The sequence below is a fragment of the Amycolatopsis samaneae genome (assembly GCF_039541975.1).
Lineage (GTDB): Bacteria > Actinomycetota > Actinomycetes > Mycobacteriales > Pseudonocardiaceae > Amycolatopsis > Amycolatopsis samaneae.
The window spans coordinates 438915-462998 of sequence record NZ_BAABHG010000002.1; the positions used below are offsets into that span (position 1 = coordinate 438915).

A 24084-nucleotide genomic window follows, 5' to 3' on the forward strand; every position below is an offset into this window, starting at 1 on the left:
GCCCCCACGGACCACGGCGATCAGACCTCGGCGGCACCGCAGGAGGCGAGTTCCGCGCGCAGCGGCGCGGCGACCGACGGAGCCGCCGCGTAGGTGGCGTCGGCCCCCAGCTCGGGCGCCTCGCCGGGCAGCGCGACGACGGCGCCCGCCTCCGCGGCCACCAGCGCGCCCGCGGCCCAGTCCCAGCGGTGCAGGCCGTGCTCGACGTAGGCGTCCAGCCAGCCGGCGCCGACCGCGCACAGGTCCAGCGACGCGGCCCCGTTGCGCCGGATGTCGCGCACCCGCCCCAGCAGCTCCGCGGCGAACCGCGCCTGCCGCTTCCGGCGTTCCGCGACGTAGGCGAACCCGGTGCCGACCAGCGTCAGCTCCAGCCGGTCCGGCGCCGACACCGCGAGCGGGCGGCCGTCGAGCCAGGCGCCCTGGCCACGCGCGGCGGTCCAGCGGCGCCCGCTCACCGGCTCGACCACGGCGCCCGCGACCGACACCCCGCCGATCTGCGCCGCGACCGACACCGCGAACCAGGGCAGCCCGTAGAGGAAGTTGACCGTCCCGTCGATCGGGTCGACCACCCAGGTCACCCCGTCCGGGGACGACGCGGCCGCCACGGAACCCCCGCCCTCCTCCCCCAGCACCGGCTCGCCGGGGCGCAGCTCGGCCAGGCGGGCCCGCACCAGCCGCTCGGACTCGTGGTCGACCGCGGTGACCACGTCGGTGTCCGCGGACTTGGTGTCCACGCGCACGCGGGCACCCCGGTTCATCTCGTCCCACGCGTTCTTGACCAGCTCGGCGGCCTCGACGGCGATACGCTCGGCGACACTCTTCAGCAACGACTCGTCAGCTCCCACGTCCGCCATGTCACCACATCCGGTTAAAGTCTCCGCAGCAGGCTTCTGAATCGTGCGAGAAGGGACCACGTCTGTGACCGCGACCCGAGGTTTCGGAATCGACATCGGCGGCAGTGGCATCAAGGGCGCCCTCGTCGATCTGGAGCAGGGGCAGCTCATCGGCGACCGCATCCGGATCGACACGCCGAAGCCCTCCACCCCCGAGGCGGTCGCGGACGTCGTCGCCGAGATCGTCACGACCGCGGGCTGGGACGGCCCGATCGGGGTCACGCTGCCCGCCGTGGTGAAGAAGGGCGTCGCGCATACCGCCGCGAACATCGACCGCAGCTGGATCGGCACCGACGCCGACGCCCTGTTCGCCAAGCGCCTCGGCCGCAGTGTCGAGGACGTCGCGATGCTCAACGACGCCGACGCCGCGGGCATCGCCGAGATCCGCTTCGGCGATCCGGCCGCGCGGACCGGCGTGACCGCGCTGCTGACCTTCGGCACCGGGATCGGCAGCGCGGTGTTCCACGACGGGAAACTGGTCCCCAACACCGAGTTCGGCCATCTGGAGGTCGACGGGCACGACGCGGAGAAGCGCGCGGCCGCGTCGGCGAAGGAGAACGAGGGGCTCTCGTACCACCAGTGGGCCAAGCGGGTACATCGTTATCTGACCGTGCTCGAGAACCTCGTCTGGCCGGACCTGTTCATCGTCGGCGGCGGGGTCAGCAAGAAGGCGGAAAAGTGGGTGCCGCTGCTGGACGTGCGCACCCCGGTCGTTGTGGCCTCGCTGCAGAACAACGCCGGGATCGTCGGCGCGGCGGCGGCCGCGGCGGAGGGCATCGAGCACTGAACGGGCACTGACAGACCGGCCACGAATGTCACGTACGCGGCGTCGGAGGGTGATCGGCGCGCGCCGCACCCGCGTACCGTCGTTACAATGGAACACGGCCCACGGCTGCGGAGCACAAAACCGCAGGCCGAGGCGTGTTCCCCGAATTTGAGCGAGCTGTGGCCGCATGGTCCGGCTCGTCACGATCGACCGCTGCGAAAGGGCGTAAGTGGCAGCCGCAAGAACCGCAACCCGAAGCGGGACGAAGACAGCGACCGCAGCAGCCGGCGAGCCGGCCGACGAGGTGACCACCGCGGAGACCGCGGCGCGCAAGACCACGGGCGCCAAGAAGGCTCCGGCCAAGAAGGCCCCCGCGAAGAAGGCTCCTGCCGCCAAGAAGGCCACCACCAAGGGCGCCAAGACCGAGGACGGCGAGCCCGACGGTCCCGGCGACATCGACGAGGCCGACCTCGAGTCGCCGGATCTGTCGGATCTGGAAGAGGTCGAGGTCGACGTCGTCGACGAGACGGTCAACGACGAGGTCGAGTCCGAGGACGACGAGGAGTCCGAGGAGGAGACCCCGAAGGGCCGCCGCGCCGCGACCACCGACAAGGGCGGGAAGTCCTCGGACAACCCGGACTTCGTGTGGGACGAGGAGGAGTCCGAGGCGCTGCGCCAGGCGCGCAAGGACGCCGAGCTCACCGCCTCCGCCGACTCGGTGCGTGCCTATCTCAAGCAGATCGGCAAGGTCGCGCTGCTCAACGCCGAGGAGGAGGTGGAGCTCGCCAAGCGCATCGAGGCCGGGCTCTACGCCGCCGAGCGCGTGCGCAACGCCGAGGAGGAGGGCGAGAAGCTCGTCACCCAGATGCGCCGCGACCTCAAGTGGATCGTGCGTGACGGCGAGCGCGCCAAGAACCACCTGCTGGAGGCGAACCTCCGCCTGGTCGTTTCGCTGGCCAAGCGCTACACCGGCCGCGGCATGGCGTTCCTGGACCTGATCCAGGAGGGCAACCTCGGCCTGATCCGCGCGGTGGAGAAGTTCGACTACACCAAGGGCTACAAGTTCTCGACGTACGCCACGTGGTGGATCCGCCAGGCGATCACCCGCGCGATGGCCGACCAGGCCCGCACCATCCGTATCCCGGTGCACATGGTCGAGGTCATCAACAAGCTCGGCCGTATACAGCGTGAGCTGTTGCAGGACCTCGGCCGCGAGCCCACTCCCGAGGAGCTCGCGAAGGAGATGGACATCTCCCCGGAGAAGGTCCTGGAGATCCAGCAGTACGCGCGCGAGCCGATCTCACTGGACCAGACCATCGGTGACGAGGGCGACTCGCAGCTCGGTGACTTCATCGAGGACTCCGAAGCGGTCGTCGCGGTCGACGCGGTGTCGTTCACGCTGCTGCAGGACCAGCTCCAGTCGGTGCTGCAGACGCTGTCCGAGCGCGAGGCGGGCGTCGTCCGGCTGCGGTTCGGCCTCACCGACGGCCAGCCGCGCACGCTCGACGAGATCGGCCAGGTGTACGGGGTGACCCGGGAACGCATCCGGCAGATCGAGTCGAAGACGATGTCGAAGCTGCGTCACCCGTCGCGGTCGCAGGTGCTGCGCGACTACCTCGACTGATTTCCCTTTAGTAGCAACGAAGAACCCCGCCGCCACATATCGTGGTGGCGGGGTTCTTCGTTGTGCGGAAGTCTGGAGAGGAGATCATCCGATTCCGTTGAGGAGCCCGCATGAAGATCGGCATCGGACTGCCGAACCAGGTCCGCGACGTCCGGCCCACGGTCATCCCCGAATGGGCCTCCCGCGCCGAGGAGGCCGGGTTCTCCACCCTCGGCACGGTCGGCCGGATCGCCTATCCGGGCGTGATGGACACCGTCGCGCTGGCCGCCGCGGCCGGGGCGACCAGCCGGATCGGCCTGATCAGCAACGTCCTGCTCGGCACGGTGTGGCCGCCGGTGCTGCTGGCGAAGGAACTCGCCGGGATCGACGGCGTCTCCGGCGGACGGCTCACCCTCGGCGTCGGCATCGGCGGGCGCCCGGACGACTTCGTCACCGACGGGCTCGGCCCGAAGGGGCTCGGCAAGCGGCTCGACGCCGACCTCGAGGTCTACCGGGACGTGTGGCGCGGGAACCCGGTCGGGGGCGGGGAAAACGCCGCCGTGCCGCCGGGCACCCGCGAGATTCCGTTGCTGTTCGGCGGCTTCGCGCCGAAGGCGCTCGCCAGGATGGCGAAGTGGGGCCAGGGCTACGTCGGCGGTTCGATGCCGCCGGAGATGGTCGCCGGATCGTTCGAGCAGGCCCGCGCGGCGTGGCGGGAGGCCGGGCGCGAAGGCGAGCCGAGGCTCGTCGCGATCACCTACTTCGCGCTGGGCGAGCCGGACACGGGACGCGGGAAGGTCCGCGACTACTACGGCACCATGGGCGAGCAGGCCGATTTCATCGCGTCCGGGGTGCGGACGACGCCGGAAGCGCTGCGGGACGCGGTGAAGGCGTTCGGCGACCTCGGCGCCGACGAGCTGATCTTCAACCCGGCCACCGACGTGCCCGACGACCTCACCAGGCTGGCCGACATCGTGCTGTGAACCCCGCGTGCGCGTGTCGGGGACGAACGCCCCAATGTGGCATTGGGTGCGTCCAACGCACCGAACGCCACATTCGCTGCGTCAGACGCACCGAACGCCACATTGGGGCGCTTGACCACCGCGTGACCACACCGCCGTCCCGGATCCGGACCGTCCGCAAAGGACGGTCGGAAATCCTTCCGGGGTAACGGAATCAGGGCACTGCGAGGCCGCAGGAGCGCAGTGACTCCTCGATCCGCAGCCGTTCCAGGTCGCGGTCGATCCCCTCGGGCAGCCCGTCGAGCCGGTGCGGGACCTCGACCTGGCGGCACGCCTGGCCGAGCAGCGCGTCGTACGCCCGCCGCGTGCCGATCCGCCGGGCGGCGGAGGTACCCGGCGGGCACCGCACCAGCTCGCGGTGGACCCGGCGCAGGTCCGCCGCGAGCCGTTCGATCGGCGGCCCGGCCGGGACGGGCGGGCGGCGCCGGGCCCGCCACCACCGCAGCAGCGCGGGGACACGCAGGGCGCACCAGAACAGCACCGTGGGGGCGACGGTGACCACGGCGTAGAGCACCAGGGGCCCGGCAACGCTGCCGGTCGCGGCGGGCATGTCACCAGGGTAACGCCGTGCGCGCGGCCCCGGCTCATTCCGGCTTGCGCCGCCGCTTGCGTCCCCGGTCGGCGAACAGCAGCGCCGCGCCGGCCAGCGCCATCACGACGCTCGCCGCGACGTGCAGGCTCGGCGGCAGCAGGTGCAGCTGCACGAACCAGCTCGGCGAGGACGCGTCGGCGAGCCGGTTGATGAGCCCGCCCACGCCCTGGACGACGAGCAGGATCCCCAGCAGTTCGATCATCGGTTCGCCCTTTCCGGGGTGCGGTCGGTGTGTTTCGTGTCGCCGAAGATCTCCTGCCAGAGCGGGCCGGTGGCGAACCAGATCACGGTGAGGATTCCCAGCCGGGGCAGCCAGCCCCACAGCGGCGCGACCTGTTCCGGCGTGCCGATCACCAGGATCGCGGCGAGCAGCAGCGCCGCGGCGATCGCGCAGGCCAGCACGCACTTGCCCCATTCACGCCATTCCCGGCGGGCCTTCTCCCGGCCCGCCGGCTTGGGCGGGGGCGGCGGGCCGCCCGCGAACCGGTGCGCGAAGCGGACGTCGGCCCAGCGGATCATGCCCGGCCCGAACACGACGCTGAACCCGAGGTACACCGCGGCGAGGCCGTGCACGAAGTTCGCCTTCGCCCCACCGGCCAGGTCGACGACGGTCAGCGCGAGCACGACGACGTCGATGACCGGTGTCATCGCCAGCAGCACCCCGCCGGTCCGCTTCAGCCGCAGCGGGTAGCGGGCGACGAGCCCGGCCGCGATGAACACCCAGAAGGCGATCTCGCCCGCCGCGATCACCGCGGCCATGGGGTTGTCCGCGAAGAATTTCCCGATGTCGTTCACCGCTCCAGGCTCGCGCGGGCGGGCCCGTCCGCGCGTCGGCGGAGCGCAGGAGAACGCCGTCATCAGTTCGTAGGACGCGGGCGCCGCGTGGATGTGCTGGGATGATGACGTGCCCCCGCGAGTTCTCCCCCGGTTGCGGACCCGGCCGGTGTGGCAGCAGGACGCGGTCATCGCGCTGGGTACCTGGCTGATCGGTTCGCTGGTCTACGTCGCCGGGCTCCATCAGCTGCTGAGCAACCGGGACGATCCGTTCCCGCTGTGGGTACGGCTGACCGAGCTGGCCGTCCTCTGTGGCCTGGAGATGCTGCGCCGCTGGGTGCCCGGCGGGCTGCTGCTCGCCTGCGGCGTGCTCGCGGTGGACATCGCGATCGGGCCGTCGCTGCCGGTGCTCATCGTCTTCACCGACTTCCTCTACGCCGCCACGCTGTACGGCTCGCGGCGGACGAGCCGGGCGATGATCGGCGTCGCCTTCGCGGCCACGGTCGCGGTGGTCCTGGCGGTGGCCCTGTTCTCGGAGCAGTGGCGGCAGGCGGTGCTCGCGGCGCTGGGCTGCCTGCCGTTCCTCATCACCCCGGTGTGGTGGGCCGCCAACGTCCGGCAGCAGCGCGACATCGCCGACTCGGAGCGGGCGAACGGCGAGCAGCTGGCGAAACTCGCCGAGCTGGACCGCCAGGCCGCGGTCGGGGCCGAGCGCGCGCGGATGGCGCGGGACCTGCACGACGTGATCGCCGGGCACCTCTCGGCCATCGCGATCCAGTCCGAGGCGGTGCTGGCCGGTTCGGGCGACAACCCGGCGCTGGCCCGCAGCGTGCTGGAATCGGTGCGGGAGAACAGTGTCAGCGCGCTGGAGGAGATGCGGGCGATGATCGGCCTGCTGCGTTCGGCGCGGGGCGACGGGGAGATGGAGACCACCGCGCCCGCGCGGCTGGCCGAACTGTCCAAACTGGTCGAATCGGCGCGGGCGAGCGGGCTGCGGGTCGAGGTGAAGTCCACAATGGATGGTCAGGGCCTGCCCGCCGCGGTCGACCTCACCGCGTACCGTATCGCGCAGGAGGCGCTGACCAACGCGGTCAAGCACGCGCCGGGCGGCCGGGTCGTGCTCGACATCCGGCGCGAGGGCGCCGTGCTGACCATCGAGGTGAGCAGCGAGCTGCGCCGGGACCCGGCCGCCGCCGACGGGACCGGCACCGGCCTGCTGAACATGCGCGAGCGCGCCACGGCGGTCGGTGGCACGCTGAGCGCGGGGCCGTCCGGGGCGGACTGGCTCGTCCGCGCCGAGTTACCTGTGGAGGGATGAGTGACGGTCCGGGTTCTGGTGGCCGACGACCACGGCGCGATCCGGGCGGGGCTGATGCTCATGCTCGGCAACGACCCGGAGATCGAGGTCGTCGGCGAGGCGGCCGACGGCGCGGCCGCGGTCCGGCAGGCCAGGGCGCTGCGCCCGGACGTCGTGCTGATGGACGTGCGGATGCCGGGCACCGACGGCATCGCCGCGACCCGGCAGGTGATCGCGGAGAACCTGGGCGAGGTCCTCGTGCTCACCACGTTCGACCTCGACGAGTACGTGCACGCCGCGCTCCGCGCCGGGGCGGCGGGGTTCCTGCTCAAGTCGGTCGAGGCGGCCCGGCTGGTCGAGGCCGTCAAGCTCGTCGCCGCCGGGGAGGGCGTGCTGGCCCCGCAGGTGACCCGGCGGCTGATCACCGCGTTCGCCGAGAGCAGCCGCGAACCCGCGCCCGCGCCGGACGGGCTGGCCGAGCTGACCGAACGCGAGCGCGAGGTGCTGGGCTGCCTGGGCGCCGGGCTCTCGAACGCCCAGATCGGGGCCCGGTTGCACATCGGCGAGACCACGGTGAAGACCCACGTCTCCCGCGTGCTGACCAAGCTCGGCCTCCGCTCACGCGTCCAGGCCGCCATCCTCGCCCAGGAAAACGACATCACCGCCCCCTGATCACGCGAGATCGCCGTTCAATCACGCGAGTTCCGCGTCCGATCACGCGAGTTCCGCGCCGGATCACCCCGAATGGCCGATCTGCGCGGCCGGGTGCGATCTTCTAACGTCGTCGCATGGGTGTGCGGCGAACTTTGGACGTGGACGAGGTCCTGGGCAGGCAGGAATCCGGCGAACTGAAGCGGCGCCTGCGGGGGCGGGACCTGATCGGGTTCGGCGTCGGGATCATCATCGGGACCGGGATCTTCACCCTCGCCGGGGTCCAGGCCAAGACCCACGCGGGCCCGTCGGTGACCCTCTCGTTCGTGCTCGGCGCCGTGGTCGCCGGACTCGCGGCGCTGTGCTACGCCGAGCTGGCCTCCAGCGTCCCGACCGCCGGGAGCGCCTACACCTACGCCTTCGCCACCCTCGGCGAGGTGTTCGCCTGGATCATCGGCTGGGACCTGCTGCTCGAGTTCGCGCTCGGCGCGGCCGTGGTGTCCCGCGGCTGGTCGGGGTACCTGGCGAACCTGCTGGGCCTGTCCCCCGACCTGTTCGGCGAGACGGCGCCGGTGAACCTCGGCGCGGTGCTGATCATCGCCGTGCTGACCGTGGTCGCGGTGGTCGGCATCAAGCAGTCGGCCTGGCTGACGAACCTGCTCGTCGTGGTCAAGGTCGCGGTCTGCGTGCTGATCCTGGTGGTCGGCGTGTTCTTCGTGAAGGCGGCGAACCTCACGCCGTTCGTCCCGCCGTCGGAACCCGCCGAGTCCGGGACGAGCGCGCTGCACCAGCCCGTCGTGCAGGCGGCACTGGGACTGAGCCCGACGATGTACGGCGTCGCGGGCATGCTCACCGCCGCCGCGGTGGTGTTCTTCGCCTACACCGGGTTCGAGGCGCTGGCCAATCTCGGCGAGGAGACGGTGAACCCGCGCAAGGACCTGCGGGTCGGGATCCTCGGCGCGCTCGGCGTCTGCGCGGTGCTCTACATCGGCGTGTCGATCGTGCTGACAGGGATGGTCCCGTTCGCCGAGATCGACACCGGCGCGCCGCTAGCGGACGCTTTCGACCGCATCGGCCAGCACTGGGTCGGCGCGCTGATCTCGCTCGGCGCGGTCACCGGGCTGACGTCGGTGATGATGGTCGAGCTCGTCACGATCGGCCGGATCGGGTTCGCGATGGGCCGGGACGGGCTGCTGCCGAAGAAGCTCGGCACGACCCACCCGAAGTGGGGCACGCCGCACCGGATGACGATCGCCGGCGCGGTGCTCATCGCGCTGCTGGCCGCGTTCGTGCCGATCTCGGAACTGGCCGACATGGTCAGCATCGGCGCGCTGTCGGCGATGATCATCGTCGCGATCGCGGTACCGGTGCTGCGACGGCGGCGTCCCGACCTGCCGCGCCCGTTCACCGTGCCGTTCTCGCCGGTGGTGCCGGTACTGGCCGCGCTCGCCTGCTTCTATCTGATGCTCAACCTCGACGTGCTCACCTGGATCCGGTTCGCGGTCTGGCTGGCGGTCGGCCTGGTCATCTACTTCGCCTACGGCCGCAGGCACTCCCGCCTCAACACCCCGGACGTCTGAGGCTCCGATTCGCCGGTGTTCGAACGCCCCAATGTGGCATTGGGCGCATGACCACGAGCGGTCAGGGAGCCCAGAAACTTGGGGTGAGGCGGGCGACGTCGACGGCGGCGCCCGCCACCAGTGCCTGGTCCGCGTCGACGACGAGCAGCACCCCGGACGGGCCCGCGCGCAGCGCGGCGGTCACCCACTCCAGCGGCTGGTCGTGCACCCCGTTGTCCCCCAGCGAAGGATAAGTGTCCACAACGGACACCAGGGTGCCCTCGGCGCCGATCCGGATCCCGGCCAGCGCGACGAAGTGCCGGGGCACCGGCCGCCAGCGCGCCGTCCACAGTGGAGGGACACCGGTGTCGAGGTAGTCGAGCAGCGCCCGCTCCGGGGTGTCGTCGGCGCCCAGCTCGGCCGCGTCGAGCTGGGCGAGCACCGCCACGCGCGGCAGCTCCCACAGCGAGACCAGCAGGTCGAACAGCGCGTCCGTGGTCCACTCGCCGGTCACCGGGACGCTCGTGAGCCGCGCGCCGGACAGCTCGGCGATCGCCGCCGCCAGCCCGTCGGGCGGGGTGCCCGCGGCGGCGGGGTCGGGGGTCTCCGGGATCGTCAGCCGGAAGTCCAGCCGCGGTGCGCTGCCGGGCGGGGCGTGCGCGGGACCGCGGACCGTGCCCGCGGCACGGGCGACCTCGTCCTGGCCGGGCACGGCGATCCCGGCGGCGCGCAACGCGGCGAGCGCGACGAACGCCGCGTCGAGACCGTCCTTCTGCGGCAGCTCCGCCCGCGCCTCGGCGGCCAGCCGGGCACCACCGGGCAGCCACCGCACGTCGGACAGGTCGGTGCGGCCACCGTCGATTCCCGACGACATCAGCGGGCGGGCATCGGCCGCACCGCTCGTGCGGCCTCGTTCGTTCGTGCCCGTCGAATGCCCACGTTCCCCCTTCGGCCGGTGCCCGTCGGCAGCGCCGCCGCCTGCGTCACCCGGCCAGTATCGCCGCTCGGCGCGGGCACGGCCATCACGGACCCGGCGGTTCCGGCGTGTTCTCCCGGCCACGCAGCGCGACGCCCGCGACCACGGCCAGCGTGCCGAGCGCCTCGACGGGACCGGGCACCTGGCCGAGCACCACGAACCCGGTCAACCCGGCGGTGACCGGCAGCAACGCCAGCAGCAGCGCGAAGCGGGCACGCCCAGCCCGCCGCAGCACGACCTGGTCGAGCGCGTAGGGCACCACGGTCGACAGCACGCCGACACCGATGCCCAGCACCAGCAGACGTGGCGAAGACCACACCTCGCCGGTGCCGAGCGCCAGCGGGGAGAGCAGCACCGTGGCGACCGCGAACCCGATCGCGAGACCGTCGATCCCGGTCCCGTCCGCCGCGACCCGCTTGCCGAGCACGATGTAGGCCGCCCACGCCGCCGCCGCGCCCAGCGCGAACAGCACGCCCAGCGCGGCGCCCTCGAGCCGCACGTCGGCGATCGCGACCACGCCCGCGGCCACCAGCGCCACCGCGAGGAAGTCACGCACGGTGCGCGAGCCGAACGCCGCGACCACCACCGGCCCGGCGAACTCCAGCGCGACCGCCGTGCCCAGTGGCAACCGCGCGATCGCCTCGTAGAACAGCACGTTCATCCCCGCCGTGACCACGCCGAACGTGGCCGCCAGCAGCAACGGCCTTCCCCGCCACGCCGCGGCGGGCGGACGGCGCCAGGCGATCAGCACGACCGCCGCGCCGAGACAGCGCAGCCAGGCCACCCCGGCGGGCGTCGCGTGTCCGAAAAGTCCGACTGCGACCGCCGCCCCGGCGTACATGGAAATTCCGCTGAGAACGAACAAGATCGGCGCGGGCACCGCGCCGAGACGGCGAACCGAGATCATCGAACCCACTCCCGCATGGTGCCTGACCACGCGAAACACCCTTCGACGGGGCCGCGTCTTCTGCGCTGCGTGATTGCGCTACGGCATCCGGGGTAATTCGGCGTGACACAGCTCCCACCGGCGCGGGAACACTTGCGGGCCCCGAAACGTCTGCAAGAGTGGAAGCACGAACACAGCGGAGCCGGGGCGATCCCGCACCGGAGTCACCACCGAAGTGGGCGTAGCTGGATCGAGGGCATCGGGCCACCGATGCCGGGACGGAGGGAGACCCCCATGACAACGCCGACGCTCACCCGCCCCGAATTGACCGCCGCCGACCGTTGCGACCGGTGCGGAGCCGCGGCACAGGTACGTGCCGTCCTCTCCACCGGTGGCGAACTGCTCTTCTGCGGCCACCACGCCCGCGAGCACGAGTCCAAGCTCAAGGAACTCGCTGCCGAAATCATTCGGTAGTCCGGGACCCCACGATCCGTTCGAGGGCGGCAGGCGAGAGCCTGCCGCCCTCCTTCTTTTCCGGGGCGGGATGTGCTGAAGGACGCTTTCAGTGCGCTGGGCGCGCTGAAGGACGCCATCAGTGCACCGAACGCACTGAAGGACGCCTTCAGCGCAGCGCGGCGTCGCGAACGGCCCCTTCGCGCCCCCGCGGTTCCCCCGTGTCGGCACGGTACGAGCCCGGCCCCTCGACCGCCAGGGAAGCCGCGGCAGAAGCGAGGATCACACGCGGTCGAGAGCGGATTCGAAGGCGACCTCGGCGGCGCCGAGCAGCTTGACGTCGGCACCGAGCGCCGAGCTCACGATCCGCGTCCCGCCGACCGCCCGGCTCACCAGGCTGCGCCGCCGCACGTCCGCGGCCACCGAGCGCACGATCTCCTCCGGCAGCACGGTGAGCAGGTCGCCCAGCACCACCAGCTGCGGGCCGAGCAGGTTCACCACGTTGACCAGGCCGAGGGTGAGCCATTCGACGAACTCCGCAAGCCTCGACGCCGCCGCCGAAGGGTCCCGACCCAGCGCCCGCAGCTCGACCACGATCGCCCCGCGCGGGGTGTCCTCGGGCAGTCCCAGCGCGCGGCACAGCGCGGCCTCGCCGACCTCGGTCTCCCAGCAACCGCTGCTACCGCAGTAGCAGGCCCGCCCGCCGGGCCGGACCACCATGTGCCCGACCTCGCCGACGTACCCGGCGCCCCCGCGCAGCGACGAGCCCTCCGCGATGACGCCGCCGCCGACGCCGACGTCCGCCGAGATGTAGACCGCGTCGGACGAGCCCCGCGCGGCCCCGCGCAGGTGCTCGGCGACCGCCCCGAGCTCGGCGTCGTTGCCGACCAGGATGGGGATCCGCAGCACGCCGCCGAGCCGCTCCCCCAGCGCGACGTCGGTCCAGCGCAGGTTGGGCGCCTCGTGCACGTACCCGTCCGCGCGCCGGACGACGCCGGGGACCGACACACCCGCCGCGACCGGCTCCACACCGAGGTCGCCGGCGAGCATGGCGGTGGATTCGAGGACGTGGGTGATGACCTCGTCGGCCGCGCGCATCCGGCCGCGCAGGTTCCAGCTGTTGCGGCCGAGGATCTGCCCGCCGAGCCCGACCAGCGCGATGGCGACGTGCTCCACCTGGAGGTCCACCGCGAGCACCACCGCGGCGTGCGGCTGCGGCAGCACGAGCAGCGAGGGGCGGCCCGCCCCCCGTCCCGGCCGCGGCACCCGCTCCTCGACGACACCGGCCTCGGCGAGCCCGTCGACCAGGGTCTTGATCGTGCTCCGGTTGAGCCCGAGTTCCGCGGCCAGCGTCGCCCGGGTGCTCGGCCCGCTGACGTGCAGCAGCCGCAGCAGCGTCGTGCGGTTGTGCCTGCGCACCTCGTCGGGTCGAGCAACGGGCGTGCTGGTCACGGGGTCATCTTTCCACGCGGCGACTCACCGCGCCGACACCGCCGCGCGCCTGCGGGACAGCGCGTCCACCGTGGCCGCGAGCAGCAGCACCAGCCCGGTGACGATGTTCTGCACCGCCACCGGCTGCTTGAGCAGGCCGAGCCCGTTGGCCACGACGGCGAGCACCATGCCGCCGATCACCGCGTCGAAGAGCCTGCCCCGGCCGCCGAACAGCGAGGTCCCGCCGATCACCGCGCCGCCGACCGCGAACAGCAGCGTGTTCAACCCGCCCGCCTGCGGGTCGACCGAACCGACCTTCGAGGAGTAGACGATCGCGCCGATCGCGGCGACGGTGGAGCAGATCACGAACACGCTGGCGCGGATCTTGTCCACGTTGATGCCCGCGCGCCGCGCGGCCTCGCGGTTCCCGCCGACGGCGTAGATGTGCCTGCCGTAGCGGGTCCGGTTCAGCACGTAGGTCCCGATCGTCAGCAGCACCAGCACGATCGGCACCACGTACGGCACGCCCTCGATGACGATGTTCGAGTTCGCCGCGCGGTTGAGGGTGAACAGGTAGGTCGCGACGGCGGCGATCACCGCCACCGCGCCGACCTTCGCCAGCGCGAGCGGCGTCGGCTGGACGACGAGTCCGCGCCGGAGCCGGGAAAAGTGCCTGCCGAGGGTCACCGCGGCGAACCCGCCCGCGCCGACGACGGCCAGCGCCCAGCTGCCCCCGATGGACAGGTTCCCGTTGGCGACCTTGTTGAGCACGTCCGAGTTGCTGATGTTCAGCGTGCCGCCCTCACCGATGAACTGCAGGATCACGCCCTGCCACACGATGAACAACGCCAGCGTCACCACGAACGAGGGCATGCCGATCTTCGACACCAGGAACCCGGTGATACAGCCGATCGCGGCGCCGACGCAGACCGCGAACAGCATCTCGATCCACGGGTTGGCCGCCACGCCCGACAACGCGATCGCCAGCGCCGCCACGGAAAGCACCGCGCCCGCCCAGATCCGCAGGAACAGCGCGAGCAGCGCGGCCAGCGCGAGCACCGCGACGAAGACGAAGAACACCGTGCTGCCCAACGAGCCGAGCAGGTTGCCGTCGCGCACGAAGTGCAGTGCCATCACGGATCCGGCGACACCGGACGCGGTGCCCGCGGACAGGTCGATCTCGCCGAGCAGCAGGACGTAGACGATGCCCATCGCGATGATGGTCTGCCCGGCGCCCTGCGCGAGCAGGTTCGCGATGTTGTTGAGGGTGAAGAAGAAGTCCGACAGCGCGGAGAACAGGATCACCAGCACGACGAGGCCGAGCAGGGCGGGCAGCGAGCCCAGCTGGCCCGCCTTGATCCTGGCGAAGTAGTCCTTGATCGCCTCCGAGGTCGACATCGAGGTCGTGTCGATGCCGAAGTCGGTGATCGCGGCGGACGGGGAGAGCTTGTCGGCGAGCTTGGGCTCGGCGGGGGTTCTCGAGGATGTCTCGGTCATTTCCGGTTCTTTCTTCCCGCTCACAGGACCGCGGCTTCGGGGCGCGCGAGGCCGAGTTCGCCGGACCGCCCGGCGGTGATGAGTTCCACGACCTGGCCGTGGGTGACGTCCTTGGTGTGCACCTCGGCGACCAGCCGCCCGAGGTAGAGCACCGCGATCCGGTCGGCCACCTCGAACACGTCGGCCATGTTGTGGCTGATCAGCACGACACCGAGGCCCTGCTCGGCGAGCCTGCGGACCAGGTCGAGCACCTGCCGGGTCTGCGCGACGCCGAGCGCGGCGGTCGGCTCGTCCAGCAGCACGACCTTCGAGTCCCACAGCACGGACTTGGCGATCGCGACGGTCTGCCGCTGCCCGCCCGACAGCGCGGAAACCGGCGTGCGCACCGACTTCACCGTGCGGACCGACAGCGACGCCAGCGTCTCGCGCGCCGCCTTCTCCATGCTCGCCTCGTCGAGCAGCCAGCGGCTGCCGCGTTCCCTGCCCAGAAACATGTTCTGCACGATGTCGAGGTTGTCGGCGAGCGCGAGGTCCTGGTACACCACCTCGATGCCGAGCGCGGCCGCGTCGCGGGGGCCGTGGATCTGCACCGGCTCGCCGTGGAAGCGGACACTTCCCGAGTCGGTGCCGTGGATCCCGGCGATGCACTTGACCAATGTGGACTTCCCGGCGCCGTTGTCGCCGACCAGCGCGGTGACCTCACCGGCCCGCACGTCGAAGTCGACGTCGTGCAGGACGTGCACCGGCCCGAAACTCTTGTTCACCTGTCGCAGTTCGAGAATGGGTTCACTCATCTTTTTCTCTGACTCTCCGGCGGGGTACCGGGCCGGGACACGTGTCGGGGGTACGTGTCCCGGCCCGGCTGTCTGCGGGGGAACTACCGGCCTAGGAGATGCCGAGCTGGGCGCAGGCCGCGGCGAGATCGCCACCGCAGACCTCGGACGCCTTCACGTAGCCCTGGGCGATGACGTCCTTCACACCGTCCTTTGTGGTCAGCTTCGGCTGGAGCAGCACCGACTTGACCTCGCGGTTGCCCTTGGGGTCCTTGCTCTTCGCGGTGGCGATCGCGTCGGCGGCGGCCTTGTCGCCCTTGGCCAGCGCGGTGACGAGCTTGGCGGTGGCCTCGGCTTCTTCCTTGACCGGCTTGAACACCGTCATGTACTGGTCGCCGCGCAGGATGGCCTTGAGGCCGTCGGCGGTGGCGTCCTGGCCGGTGACCGGGACCTTGCCGTTGAGGCCGACCTTCTTCAGCACGGTGATCACCGCGCCGGCGAGCCCGTCGTTCGCCGCGACGACGCCGTCGACCTTGCCGTTGTTGCCGGTGAGGATCTGCTCGAAGGTCTGGCCGCCCTTCTGGTTGTTCCAGTCCTCGATCGGCTGCGACTGGACCAGCCGCAGGTCGCCGCTGTCGTACTTGGCCTGCAGCACGCTCTTCTGGCCGTTGGCGAACAGCGTGGCGTTGTTGTCGGTCGGGGCGCCCTCGATCTGGATGACCTGCGCGCCCTTCTTGTCCTTCAACGCGTCCGCCAGCCCCTGGCCCTGGAGCGCGCCGACCTTCTCGTTGTCGAACGAGACGTAGTAGTCCGAGCTGCCGCCGAGGTTGAGACGGTCGTAGTCGATCGTCGGGATGCCCGCGTTCTGGGCCTTCTTCGCGACCGCGGCACCGAGTTCGCCGTTGATCGCGGCGATGACGAGCACCTTGACGTTCTGCGAGATCATGCCGTCGGCGAGGGTGCTGAACTTCTGCACGTCACCCTGGGCGTTCTGCACGTCGACGTCGAAACCCTGCGCCTTGAGCGCCGCGGTGAGCATCGGCTTGTCGAAGGCCTCCCACCGCGCTGAGGTCGCGGTCTCGGGCAGGATGACGCCGATCTTGCCCCCGGCGCCGCCGCCCGAGGAGGGCGCGGACGCCGCGGAGCTTCCCGGGCCCGCGGGCGTGGCACTGTTGGCACCGCAGGCGGTCAGCACCAGCGTGGCGCTCGCGGTGGCGGCGAGGAGGGTAAGGGTTCTGCTGCGCATCCTCGTTCGTTCTCCGATCCTGCTCGCGGGGCGGCGGTCCGGAGATGGCCGGCGCACCGTCGCGCATATGTTGTGGGCGACAACATATGTCGGAGACCGGCACCACGGAAGATGGCTGGATCGATTAAGTACCCGAGAACGGACACGGTTTGGCAACGTGCCCGCAACCCGGTACGGAAGAGCGGAAACCCGCTGACGATGTGATCGCTACCACGAACGGAGCGTGACGATCCGTTCTTCGAGCTGTTCGACGGTGGCCATCGCGGTGACCGGGCCACCGCAGACCCGGCGGAGCTCGTTGTGGATCGCGCCGTGCGGCTTCTTCGTGCGGTGGTGGTACATGCCGACCAGCGCGTTGAGTTCCTTGCGCAGCGCGCCGAGGCGCTCACTCACCGTCTGACGGACCGGGGCCGCGGCCGGCTTTTCGGCTTCCGCCGGCTTGCGGCGCTTCTCGTCCGAGAGCTGCTCTTCCTGGCGCTTGCGCAGCAGCGCCCGCACCTGGTCCGGCTCCAGCAGCCCGGGCAGGCCGAGGTACTCCTGCTCCTCGTCCGAGCCGGAGAAGACCGCGGTGCCGAACGAGTTGCCGTCGTAGATGACCTGGTCGAGCTCGGCCGAGGCGTGCAGCGAGGTGAACGCCTTCTCCTCCTCGCCCGGCTCGTCCTCGGTGCGGTTGGCCTGCGCGAGCAGCTCGTCGTCCCAGCCGTCCTTCTCGCGGTGCGGCTTGCCCAGGACGTGGTCGCGCTGGGCCTCCAGCTCACTGGCCAGCTCCAGCAGCACCGGGACGCTGGGCAGGAAGATGCTCGCCGTCTCGCCCTTCTTCCTCGCCCGCACGTAGCGGCCGATGGCCTGGGCGAAGAACAGCGGGGTGGACGCGCTGGTCGCGTACACGCCGACGGCCAGCCTCGGCACGTCGACGCCTTCGGACACCATCCGGACCGCGACGATCCAGCGCTCCGAGCTTTCGGAGAACTCCTTGATCCGCCCGGACGCCTTCGGGTCGTCGGACAGCACCAGCGTCGGCATCTCGCCGGAGATCCGCTGCAGGATCTTGGCGTAGGCGCGCGCGGTCTCCTGGTCGGTGGCGATCACCAGGCCGCCCGCGTCCGGCACGCCCTGGCGCACCTGGGTGAGCCGGGTGTCGGCGGCCTGCAGCACCGCCGGGATCCACTCGCCCGCCGGGTCCAGCGCGGTGCGCCAGGCGCGGGCGTTCTGCTCGGCGGTGAGCGGTTCGCCCAGCCGCGCGGTGAACTCCTCCCCCGCGCTGGTGCGCCAGGACGCCTCGCCGGAGTAGGCGAGGAAGACCACCGGCCGGACCACGCCGTCGGCGAGCGCGTCGGCGTAGCCGTAGGAGTGGTCGGCCTTGCTGCGCTGGAAGCCGGAGCCGTCGGGCTCGTAGGTGACGAACGGGATCTGCGAGTCGTCGCTGCGGAACGGCGTCCCGGTCAGTGCCAGGCGCCGCACGGCGGGGGTGAAGGCCTCGCGGACCGCGTCACCCCAGGACTTCGCGTCGCCGCCGTGGTGGATCTCGTCGAGGATCACCAGCGTCTTGCGGTTCTCGGTGCGGACGCGGTGCAGCGTCGGGTGCGCCGCGACCTGCGCGTAGGTGACCGCGACCCCGCGATAGTCCGAGGACGTGACACCGGTGGTGTTGCGGAAGTTCGAGTCGATGTCGATCCCGGCCGCGGCGGCCGAGGCGGCCCACTGGTGCTTGAGGTGCTCGGTGGGTGTGACGATCGTGACGGCCTCGATCGTGCGATCCGAGAGCAGCTCGGCCGCGATCCGCAGGCCGAACACCGTCTTGCCCGCGCCAGGGGTCGCCACGGCCAGGAAGTCCTGCGGTTTCCGCGTCAGGTACTTCGTGAGCGCGCGACGCTGCCAGGCCCGCAGCGGCCGCGCCGTCGAGTCCTGCTCGGCGGCCGGTGCGCCGAACCCGCTCGTGCGTTCCGCGGTCTCGGACAAGCCCGGTTCACCCCCTCCGATAGGGCCGCTCAACGGCCGTGACGTGCGAAAACCCCCACTGTGCCACCGGCTTCGATGCCGGCAATGGCGGTGAGGGCACTCCGCAGAGCTTACCTTCCGGGTCCGACAGGGCAGGGCACCGGCAGGGGTGGTGTCGGCCGACACGCCCGGGGATCGTCGTGGTGACGAGCCAAATTCGCGCGAATGGACCATGCTGGACACGTCATGAGCGACGAGGTGAAGGCCGTGCCCGACGAGGGCGGCAAGGTGCGCCGCAAGGGCCCGCTGCGCCTGATCGCACGTACGTTCGCCAAGGCGTGGGACGGCAACATCTTCTCCGAGGCCGCCGAGGCCGCGTTCTGGCAGACGCTCTCGCTGCCGCCGCTGCTGCTCGGGCTGCTCGGCAGCCTCGGCTTCATCGGCGAGTGGTTCGGCCAGGGCGTGGTGTCCGCCGTCCAGAACAAGATCATCACCTTCTGTCACACCATCTTCAGCGACAACGCGGTGCGGGAGATCATCGAGCCGACGGTCACCAGCATCCTCACCGTCGGGAAGGGCGAGATCGTCTCGGTCGGCTTCCTGATCTCGCTGTGGGCGGGTTCGTCGGCGATGTCGTCCTTCGTCGACGCGATCACCGTGGCGCACGGCCAGTACGGGGTGCGGCACGACGTCTGGCAGCGGATCTTCGCGCTGCTGCTGTACCTGGGCGCACTGGTCATCCTGGTGGTCGGGCTGCCGCTGCTGGCGATCGGGCCCGACCTGCTGCCGCAGTTCTTCCCGGCGAGCTGGCGGGACACGGTGACCAGCTGGGTCAGCGCGCTGTACTACCCGGTGCTCGGCGCGATGATCGTCCTGGCGCTCACCACGCTGTACAAGCTCGCGCTGCCGCGACGGCTGCCCTGGCACCGCGGGCTGCCGGGCGCGATGCTCGCGATGGTGGTGTTCCTGCTCTCCAGCATCGGGCTGCGGATCTACCTGAACTGGATCACCAAGACCGGCTACACCTACGGCGCGCTCGCCGCGCCGATCGCGTTCCTGCTGCTGATGTTCTTCATCGGGCTCGCGGTGGTCGGCGGGGCGTATTTCAACAGCGCGATCCAGGAGCTCTGGCCGGCCAAGCCGACGCGGCGGCAGCGCCGGAAGTGGCGGCGGCTGGAGATGGAGCGGGCCAGCGAGAGCATCCGCGCCGACGAGGCGAAGCCCGGCTCGGAACGCGTCACACTGCCGTTGCGCCGCCCGCGTCCGTCCGATCCCGAACCCGATCACCACGGCGACGCCCCCGTGCCGCCACTTCCACCGTCCACAGAGGACGAAGGGGCCGCTGCTCAGGCCCAGCCCCCGAGCCGGGCCCGCGTCCCCCGCGCCGACTGACCGACGTGCTCTGAAGGCCACCTTGAGGGCGTTCAAGTCCCTCAAGGTGGCCTTCAGAGACCTGCGGGTCCCGAGGGTGTCAGGAGCGCTGGAAGCGGTAGGTCTTGCTGTCGAAGGCGATGCAGACGCTCGGCGACATGACGATGACGCGCAGGGTGCCGTCCCGTTCGTCGAAGTCGATGCCCTCGACCTCGAAGTTCCCGCCGCACGTGCTGCGCAGCGGCAACTGGCCGAGCGACGTCACGTGCCCGGTGACGTCCGAGCCGGACAGCGGGCCCGCGAGGTCGACCTGAAGCAGCGGCTTCGTGGTGCCGAACAGGCTGCCCTCGGGATCGTCCGACGCGCAGAGCAGCCGCGTCGCGGAGACGAAGTCACAGCCCTGGACGTCCCGCACCGGGTGGTCGAGCCGGACGGCCGAGGCGTAGGGCAGGTTCTTCGACGCGTCGGGGAAGGCGGCGCCGGGCATCGGGTGCACGAGCAGGCGGTCCATCGTGCCCCACTCCCCCGCGACCAGCCAGCGCGCGTCCGGCGTCACCGCGGCGAAGGAGTTGTTGTTCGCCTCCCAGGATTCCAGCGCGTGCTGGTACTCCGCCCACGAACCGTCCGGGGCCTGCACGCGGAACAGCTTCGCGCCGCGGTCGTCCCGCTGGTAGGGCTCGACGTACCAGCCCTTCGCGGAGCCGGGGTCGCCGACGTGGTTCCAGCCGCGCGAGGCCAGGCCGGCGGGGATCGTGCCGACGCCGGTGTAACGGATGGTGGTCCCCGACGACCGCACGACGGTGGCCAGGCCCTGGCTCTCGTCGAGCGGCCGTGCCCGGTCGGACCCGATCTCCTTCCAGCCGGTGACGGCCTGGGCGAGTGCGGGCGCGGCGGTGGCGAGGAGTGCGACGAGGGCGAGCAGGATCGCGGTTCTGCGCATGAGGGCTCCGTCCAGGCGGGAAAGGCTGGCGAGTCAGCACTTCTACCAGCGATCACCGCGCCGGACAGCCGCCATGTGAAGGATTTTCACCTCTGTTCGCCGTGCTGTCTCCCTCGCGCCATCGCGGCTCCGAACGGTCCGTGAATGCCACATTGAGGGACTCTGAGTCCCTCAATGTGGCATTCACGGACCTGCACGACGGTACGCGGGGCAGGGTGAGGACCGGCGGGGGGTGCCGCCGGTCGGAGCCCGGGTGGGTTATTCGCCGCCGCCGGGGCGGAGACCCTGGTAGATCTCCTTGCACGCCGGGCACACCGGCGAACCGGGCTTGGGCGACTTCGTCACCGGGAAGACCTCGCCGCACAGCGCCACCACGTGCGTGCCCATGACCGCGCTCTCGGCGATCTTGTTCTTGCGCACGTAGTGGAACATCTTCGGGGCGTCGTCGTCCGTCGAATCGGTGCCCTCGGGCCGGGTATCCGGCTTCGTCAACGTCTCAGTGCTCACCCCAGCAGGATACTTGCCCGTGTCCGCCCAGGTGACGACCGAGGAGAACCCGATGCGCTGGGACCGTGCCCTGACCCTGCTCGGCGGCGACGGCCGTGCCGCCGAGGACGCCTGGACCGACCTGGAGCGGCGGTACGGCGAGCCCCACCGGCGCTACCACGACCTGCGGCACGCCGAGGCCGTCGCCCGGCACGCGGCGGAGTTCACCGCCGACCCCCGGGTCACCCTGGCGGCCTGGGCGCACGACGTCGTCTACGACGCCACTCCCGGTGACGACGAGCGCGCCAGCGCGGCCTGGGCACGCGAGTGGCTGACCCGCGCCGGGCTCGCCGAGGCGGACATCGCGCGGGTCGAGGAGCTGATCCTGACCACGATCGGGCACGACGCGCCGGACGAAGACCTGCTCGCCACCGCACTGCTCGACGCCGACCTCGCGACCCTCGGCGCCCCACCGGCTGTATACGACGAGTACGCACGCGGTGTCCGCGAGGAGTACGCGAAGTATCCCGACGAGGTCTGGCGGCCCGGCCGCGCCGCCGTCCTGGAGCGGATGCTCGCGAAGCCCCGACTGTACCGGGGCGAGATCGCGCGGGAACGCTGGGAGGCCCCCGCGCGGCGGAATCTCACGGCCGAGCTGGAGCGCTGGCGCTGACCGCCACGAACCCGCACCGTCGGAGCGAGACGGCTCGGGAACGCCGAGAAGCGGCCACATCATCTCCGCCGAACCGCTGGCGCCGGGCGAGCCCGATCGTCGATGATCCACCGGTGACTCCCCGACTGTTCCCCAGTGACGAGGTCTCCACCGCGCTGCGCGAAGGCCGCCCCGTCGTGGCGCTGGAAAGCACGCTGCTGTCCCACGGCCTGCCGCCGGGCCGCAACCTCGACCTCGCGCGGCGGCTCGAACGGACCGTTCGCGACGGCGGCGCCGTCCCGGCCACCATCGCGGTGCTCGACGGGCGGCCGGTGATCGGGCTGTCCGGCGCCGAGCTGGAACGCGTGTGCGCGGCGGATTCCGGACTGGACAAGCTTTCCCTGCGCGACCTCGGACCGGCCGCCGGGCTCGGCCGGTCCGGCGCGACGACGGTCGCGAGCACCTCGGCGCTGGCCGCCGCGGCGGGCATCGGGGTGTTCGCCACCGGCGGGCTCGGCGGCGTCCACCTCGGGGCGTCCGACAGCTGGGACGTCTCGGCCGACCTCGGCGTACTGGCCAGGGTGCCGACGCTCGTGGTGTGCTCCGGCGTGAAGTCGGTGCTCGACATCGCCGCGACGCTGGAGGTGCTGGAAACGAACTCGGTGCCGGTACTCGGCTACCGCACCGGCGAGTTCCCCGCGTTCTACCTGCGTTCCTCCGGGCACCCGGTCGCGCACCGCGTGGACGACGCGAAGCAGGCCGCCGCGGTGGTCGCCGCGCATCGCGCCTACGCGGATTCCGGTGTCCTGCTGGCGAATCCGATCCCCGAAGAGTCCGAAATGGACAAGGGCCTGCACGACCGGCTGCTCGCGGAGGGGCTGGAACTGCTGCGGGACAACGACGTCCACGGCGCGGACGTCACGCCGGTGCTGCTGGAGCACTTCCACACCGCGAGCGGCGGCGTGAGCCTCGACGCGAACGAGGCGCTCGTGCTGTCCAACGCGCGGCTGGCCACCGAGGTCGCGGTCGAGCTCAGCTGACGGCCTGCCGGACGTCGTCGGCGACCTGGGTGATCGCGGCGGACAACGCCTGCTGGAACAGGGGGATCTGGCCGGCCTGCAGGGAGAAGTACTCCCCGTCGGGGCCGCTGATGCCGAGCGTCCCGTTGTTCGCCTCGACACCGCAGACGGCGAGGAGGAGATCGGTGTCCTGGCAGCGGACCAGCCACTCCCGTCGCGGCGGAGTGGGCAGGGACAGGGTGGCGGCTTCGTTACTCATCGGGGCTCCTGGCATCATGGTTGTGACGTGGACCACCGACGAAGCTACACTTGAAATGCAAGTTGCAGCTTCTCTAGAGGTGATGTGCACTCCATCGAGCGAATGTCGCCGGGAGCGGCCCACCCGCCGGGCCGCCGGGGGCAGACTGCCCGGCATGAGCGACACCGATCCCGGCCCGATCGTCCAGCGCATCCTGCTCGGCGCCGACCTGCGCGACGCCCGCGAGGCCGCCGGGCTGACCAACGCCGAGGCGAGCAAGGCACTCGGCTGGTACACCGGCAAGCTGTCGAAGGTCGAGCAGGGCGACATGAAGGTCAGCGACAAGGACCTGACCAAGGTCGCGAAGGTCTACCGGATCCCGGAGGACCGCGCGGGCACGCTCCGCCTTCTCGCCACGGACTCCCGCCGCAAGCTCCCACCCGCCCGCGTGCCGGAACATTCAGTCAAGTACGTCAACCTGGAACGCGCAGCCATCGAGCTGAAGACCTTCAGCAGCGATCACTTTCTTGGCATAGTCCAGACCGCCGACTACGCCCGCGCCATGCTGGAACGTTCGGTCACCGCCTCAGCCGCCGATGTCGACCGCATGGCCGAGGACCGGGCGCAGCGCATGGAGCGAATGAAGGGACCGAACGCGCCGCGGCTGTGGTTGATCGTGGGCGAAGAAGCGTTGTACCGCGAGATCGGCGGCCCCGAGGTACTGCGAGCCCAGCTCGAACACATCAAGGAACTGGCCAAACTGCCCCATGTGTGCGTGCAGGTGATCCCGTTTGATGGCGGCGCTCATGCCTCACACGGCACCACATTTACGATCGTAACGCTCTTGGAAGGCCGTCCCGGCATCGTCTATGTCGAGGGACTGACTGCCTCCGACTACCTCGGCCGGGAACACTTTCGCGTCTACAACCTCGCGTTCGAGAACCTACGTGCTAACACCTTGAGTCAGCAGCGGACTTTGGAGAGGATCAACCGACGCATCAAGGAGTTGAAGTAGGAGGCC

25 protein-coding genes are annotated in these 24084 nt (G+C 71.0%); 11 read left to right on the top strand and 14 right to left on the bottom strand.

Annotated features, from left to right (window positions below):
- Window positions 1–20: 20 nt before the first annotated feature.
- Entirely contained in the window at window positions 21–854 is an 834-nt protein-coding gene (locus ABD987_RS05190) for an inositol monophosphatase family protein (protein WP_345387477.1), read from the bottom strand.
- 64 nt (window positions 855–918) lie between these two features.
- Here ABD987_RS05190 and ppgK point away from each other — a divergent pair, with 64 nt between their 5' ends.
- From ppgK to ABD987_RS05205, 3 genes are all read left to right on the top strand, one after another.
- Window positions 919–1680 (top strand): polyphosphate--glucose phosphotransferase, encoded by a 762-nt coding sequence (gene ppgK, locus ABD987_RS05195; protein WP_345387479.1) that lies wholly within the window; start codon window positions 919–921, stop codon window positions 1678–1680.
- Window positions 1681–1888: 208 nt separating this feature from the next.
- Window positions 1889–3283: an RNA polymerase sigma factor gene (locus ABD987_RS05200; RefSeq protein WP_345387481.1), complete on the top strand. Its 1395-nt coding sequence runs from the start codon at window positions 1889–1891 to the stop codon at window positions 3281–3283.
- Window positions 3284–3393: 110 nt separating this feature from the next.
- Window positions 3394–4245 carry an LLM class flavin-dependent oxidoreductase gene (locus ABD987_RS05205; RefSeq protein ID WP_345387483.1) on the top strand — a complete coding sequence of 284 codons (852 nt, stop codon included), beginning with the start codon at window positions 3394–3396 and terminating at the stop codon, window positions 4243–4245.
- A gap of 193 nt (window positions 4246–4438) precedes the next feature.
- On the opposite strand, the gene ABD987_RS05210 is transcribed toward ABD987_RS05205, so the two are convergent.
- From ABD987_RS05210 to ABD987_RS05220, 3 genes are read right to left on the bottom strand one after another with little or no spacing between them, the layout of a single operon-like run.
- Complete coding sequence (locus tag ABD987_RS05210; protein ID WP_345387485.1) at window positions 4439–4834, bottom strand: hypothetical protein; 396 nt, start codon at window positions 4832–4834, stop codon at window positions 4439–4441.
- A 34-nt stretch (window positions 4835–4868) separates the two neighbouring features.
- Window positions 4869–5078 (bottom strand): hypothetical protein, encoded by a 210-nt coding sequence (locus ABD987_RS05215; RefSeq protein WP_345387487.1) that lies wholly within the window; start codon window positions 5076–5078, stop codon window positions 4869–4871.
- A complete protein-coding gene (locus ABD987_RS05220; protein WP_345387489.1) occupies window positions 5075–5671 on the bottom strand; it encodes a hypothetical protein in 597 nt (198 codons plus the stop codon). Before ABD987_RS05220 ends, ABD987_RS05215 begins: the two co-directional genes overlap by 4 nt.
- A gap of 109 nt (window positions 5672–5780) precedes the next feature.
- On the opposite strand from ABD987_RS05220, the gene ABD987_RS05225 reads away from it, so the two are divergent.
- The 3 genes from ABD987_RS05225 to ABD987_RS05235 all read left to right on the top strand — a co-directional run bounded on the left by ABD987_RS05225 (window position 5781) and on the right by ABD987_RS05235 (window position 9178).
- A complete protein-coding gene (locus ABD987_RS05225; RefSeq protein WP_345387491.1) occupies window positions 5781–6968 on the top strand; it encodes a sensor histidine kinase in 1188 nt (395 codons plus the stop codon).
- The gene (locus tag ABD987_RS05230; protein ID WP_345387493.1) at window positions 6969–7619 is read left to right on the top strand and encodes a response regulator; all 651 of its coding nucleotides are present in this window, start codon (window positions 6969–6971) and stop codon (window positions 7617–7619) included. It abuts the gene before it with no gap.
- Between the two features lie 116 nt (window positions 7620–7735).
- Window positions 7736–9178 (top strand): amino acid permease, encoded by a 1443-nt coding sequence (locus ABD987_RS05235; RefSeq protein WP_345387495.1) that lies wholly within the window; start codon window positions 7736–7738, stop codon window positions 9176–9178.
- A gap of 61 nt (window positions 9179–9239) precedes the next feature.
- On the opposite strand, the gene ABD987_RS05240 is transcribed toward ABD987_RS05235, so the two are convergent.
- On the bottom strand, window positions 9240–10031 hold the full coding sequence (locus tag ABD987_RS05240) for a DUF6885 family protein (RefSeq protein WP_345387497.1): 792 nt from the start codon (window positions 10029–10031) through the stop codon (window positions 9240–9242).
- A 148-nt stretch (window positions 10032–10179) separates the two neighbouring features.
- A complete protein-coding gene (locus ABD987_RS05245) occupies window positions 10180–10974 on the bottom strand; it encodes an EamA family transporter (protein WP_345388261.1) in 795 nt (264 codons plus the stop codon).
- 339 nt (window positions 10975–11313) lie between these two features.
- Here ABD987_RS05245 and ABD987_RS05250 point away from each other — a divergent pair, with 339 nt between their 5' ends.
- Entirely contained in the window at window positions 11314–11493 is a 180-nt protein-coding gene (locus ABD987_RS05250) for a DUF7455 domain-containing protein (RefSeq protein WP_345387499.1), read from the top strand.
- Between the two features lie 261 nt (window positions 11494–11754).
- Here ABD987_RS05250 and ABD987_RS05255 read toward each other — a convergent pair whose 3' ends face one another.
- From ABD987_RS05255 to ABD987_RS05275, 5 genes are all read right to left on the bottom strand, one after another.
- A complete protein-coding gene (locus tag ABD987_RS05255) occupies window positions 11755–12924 on the bottom strand; it encodes an ROK family protein (protein ID WP_345387501.1) in 1170 nt (389 codons plus the stop codon).
- Between the two features lie 24 nt (window positions 12925–12948).
- The gene (locus ABD987_RS05260) at window positions 12949–14400 is read right to left on the bottom strand and encodes a sugar ABC transporter permease (RefSeq protein WP_345387503.1); all 1452 of its coding nucleotides are present in this window, start codon (window positions 14398–14400) and stop codon (window positions 12949–12951) included.
- Between the two features lie 20 nt (window positions 14401–14420).
- Window positions 14421–15194 carry an ATP-binding cassette domain-containing protein gene (locus ABD987_RS05265; RefSeq protein ID WP_345387505.1) on the bottom strand — a complete coding sequence of 258 codons (774 nt, stop codon included), beginning with the start codon at window positions 15192–15194 and terminating at the stop codon, window positions 14421–14423.
- Window positions 15195–15285: 91 nt separating this feature from the next.
- The gene (locus ABD987_RS05270) at window positions 15286–16419 is read right to left on the bottom strand and encodes a sugar ABC transporter substrate-binding protein (RefSeq protein WP_345387507.1); all 1134 of its coding nucleotides are present in this window, start codon (window positions 16417–16419) and stop codon (window positions 15286–15288) included.
- 207 nt (window positions 16420–16626) lie between these two features.
- Window positions 16627–18378, bottom strand: coding sequence for a DEAD/DEAH box helicase (locus tag ABD987_RS05275; RefSeq protein ID WP_345387509.1), 1752 nt, complete (start codon window positions 18376–18378; stop codon window positions 16627–16629).
- A gap of 225 nt (window positions 18379–18603) precedes the next feature.
- On the opposite strand from ABD987_RS05275, the gene ABD987_RS05280 reads away from it, so the two are divergent.
- Window positions 18604–19749 carry a YihY/virulence factor BrkB family protein gene (locus ABD987_RS05280; protein WP_345387511.1) on the top strand — a complete coding sequence of 382 codons (1146 nt, stop codon included), beginning with the start codon at window positions 18604–18606 and terminating at the stop codon, window positions 19747–19749.
- A gap of 79 nt (window positions 19750–19828) precedes the next feature.
- On the opposite strand, the gene ABD987_RS05285 is transcribed toward ABD987_RS05280, so the two are convergent.
- On the bottom strand, window positions 19829–20668 hold the full coding sequence (locus ABD987_RS05285; RefSeq protein WP_345387513.1) for a hypothetical protein: 840 nt from the start codon (window positions 20666–20668) through the stop codon (window positions 19829–19831).
- A gap of 258 nt (window positions 20669–20926) precedes the next feature.
- The gene (locus tag ABD987_RS05290; RefSeq protein ID WP_345387515.1) at window positions 20927–21175 is read right to left on the bottom strand and encodes a DUF3039 domain-containing protein; all 249 of its coding nucleotides are present in this window, start codon (window positions 21173–21175) and stop codon (window positions 20927–20929) included.
- A 52-nt stretch (window positions 21176–21227) separates the two neighbouring features.
- Here ABD987_RS05290 and ABD987_RS05295 point away from each other — a divergent pair, with 52 nt between their 5' ends.
- Complete coding sequence (locus ABD987_RS05295; protein WP_345388263.1) at window positions 21228–21827, top strand: HD domain-containing protein; 600 nt, start codon at window positions 21228–21230, stop codon at window positions 21825–21827.
- A 113-nt stretch (window positions 21828–21940) separates the two neighbouring features.
- A complete protein-coding gene (locus ABD987_RS05300) occupies window positions 21941–22846 on the top strand; it encodes a pseudouridine-5'-phosphate glycosidase (protein WP_345387517.1) in 906 nt (301 codons plus the stop codon).
- Here the strand turns inward: ABD987_RS05300 and ABD987_RS05305 are convergent.
- Window positions 22839–23084, bottom strand: coding sequence for a hypothetical protein (locus tag ABD987_RS05305; protein ID WP_345387519.1), 246 nt, complete (start codon window positions 23082–23084; stop codon window positions 22839–22841). The genes ABD987_RS05300 and ABD987_RS05305 overlap by 8 nt on opposite strands.
- A gap of 154 nt (window positions 23085–23238) precedes the next feature.
- Here ABD987_RS05305 and ABD987_RS05310 point away from each other — a divergent pair, with 154 nt between their 5' ends.
- A complete protein-coding gene (locus ABD987_RS05310; RefSeq protein ID WP_345387521.1) occupies window positions 23239–24078 on the top strand; it encodes a helix-turn-helix domain-containing protein in 840 nt (279 codons plus the stop codon).
- Window positions 24079–24084 lie beyond the last annotated feature (6 nt).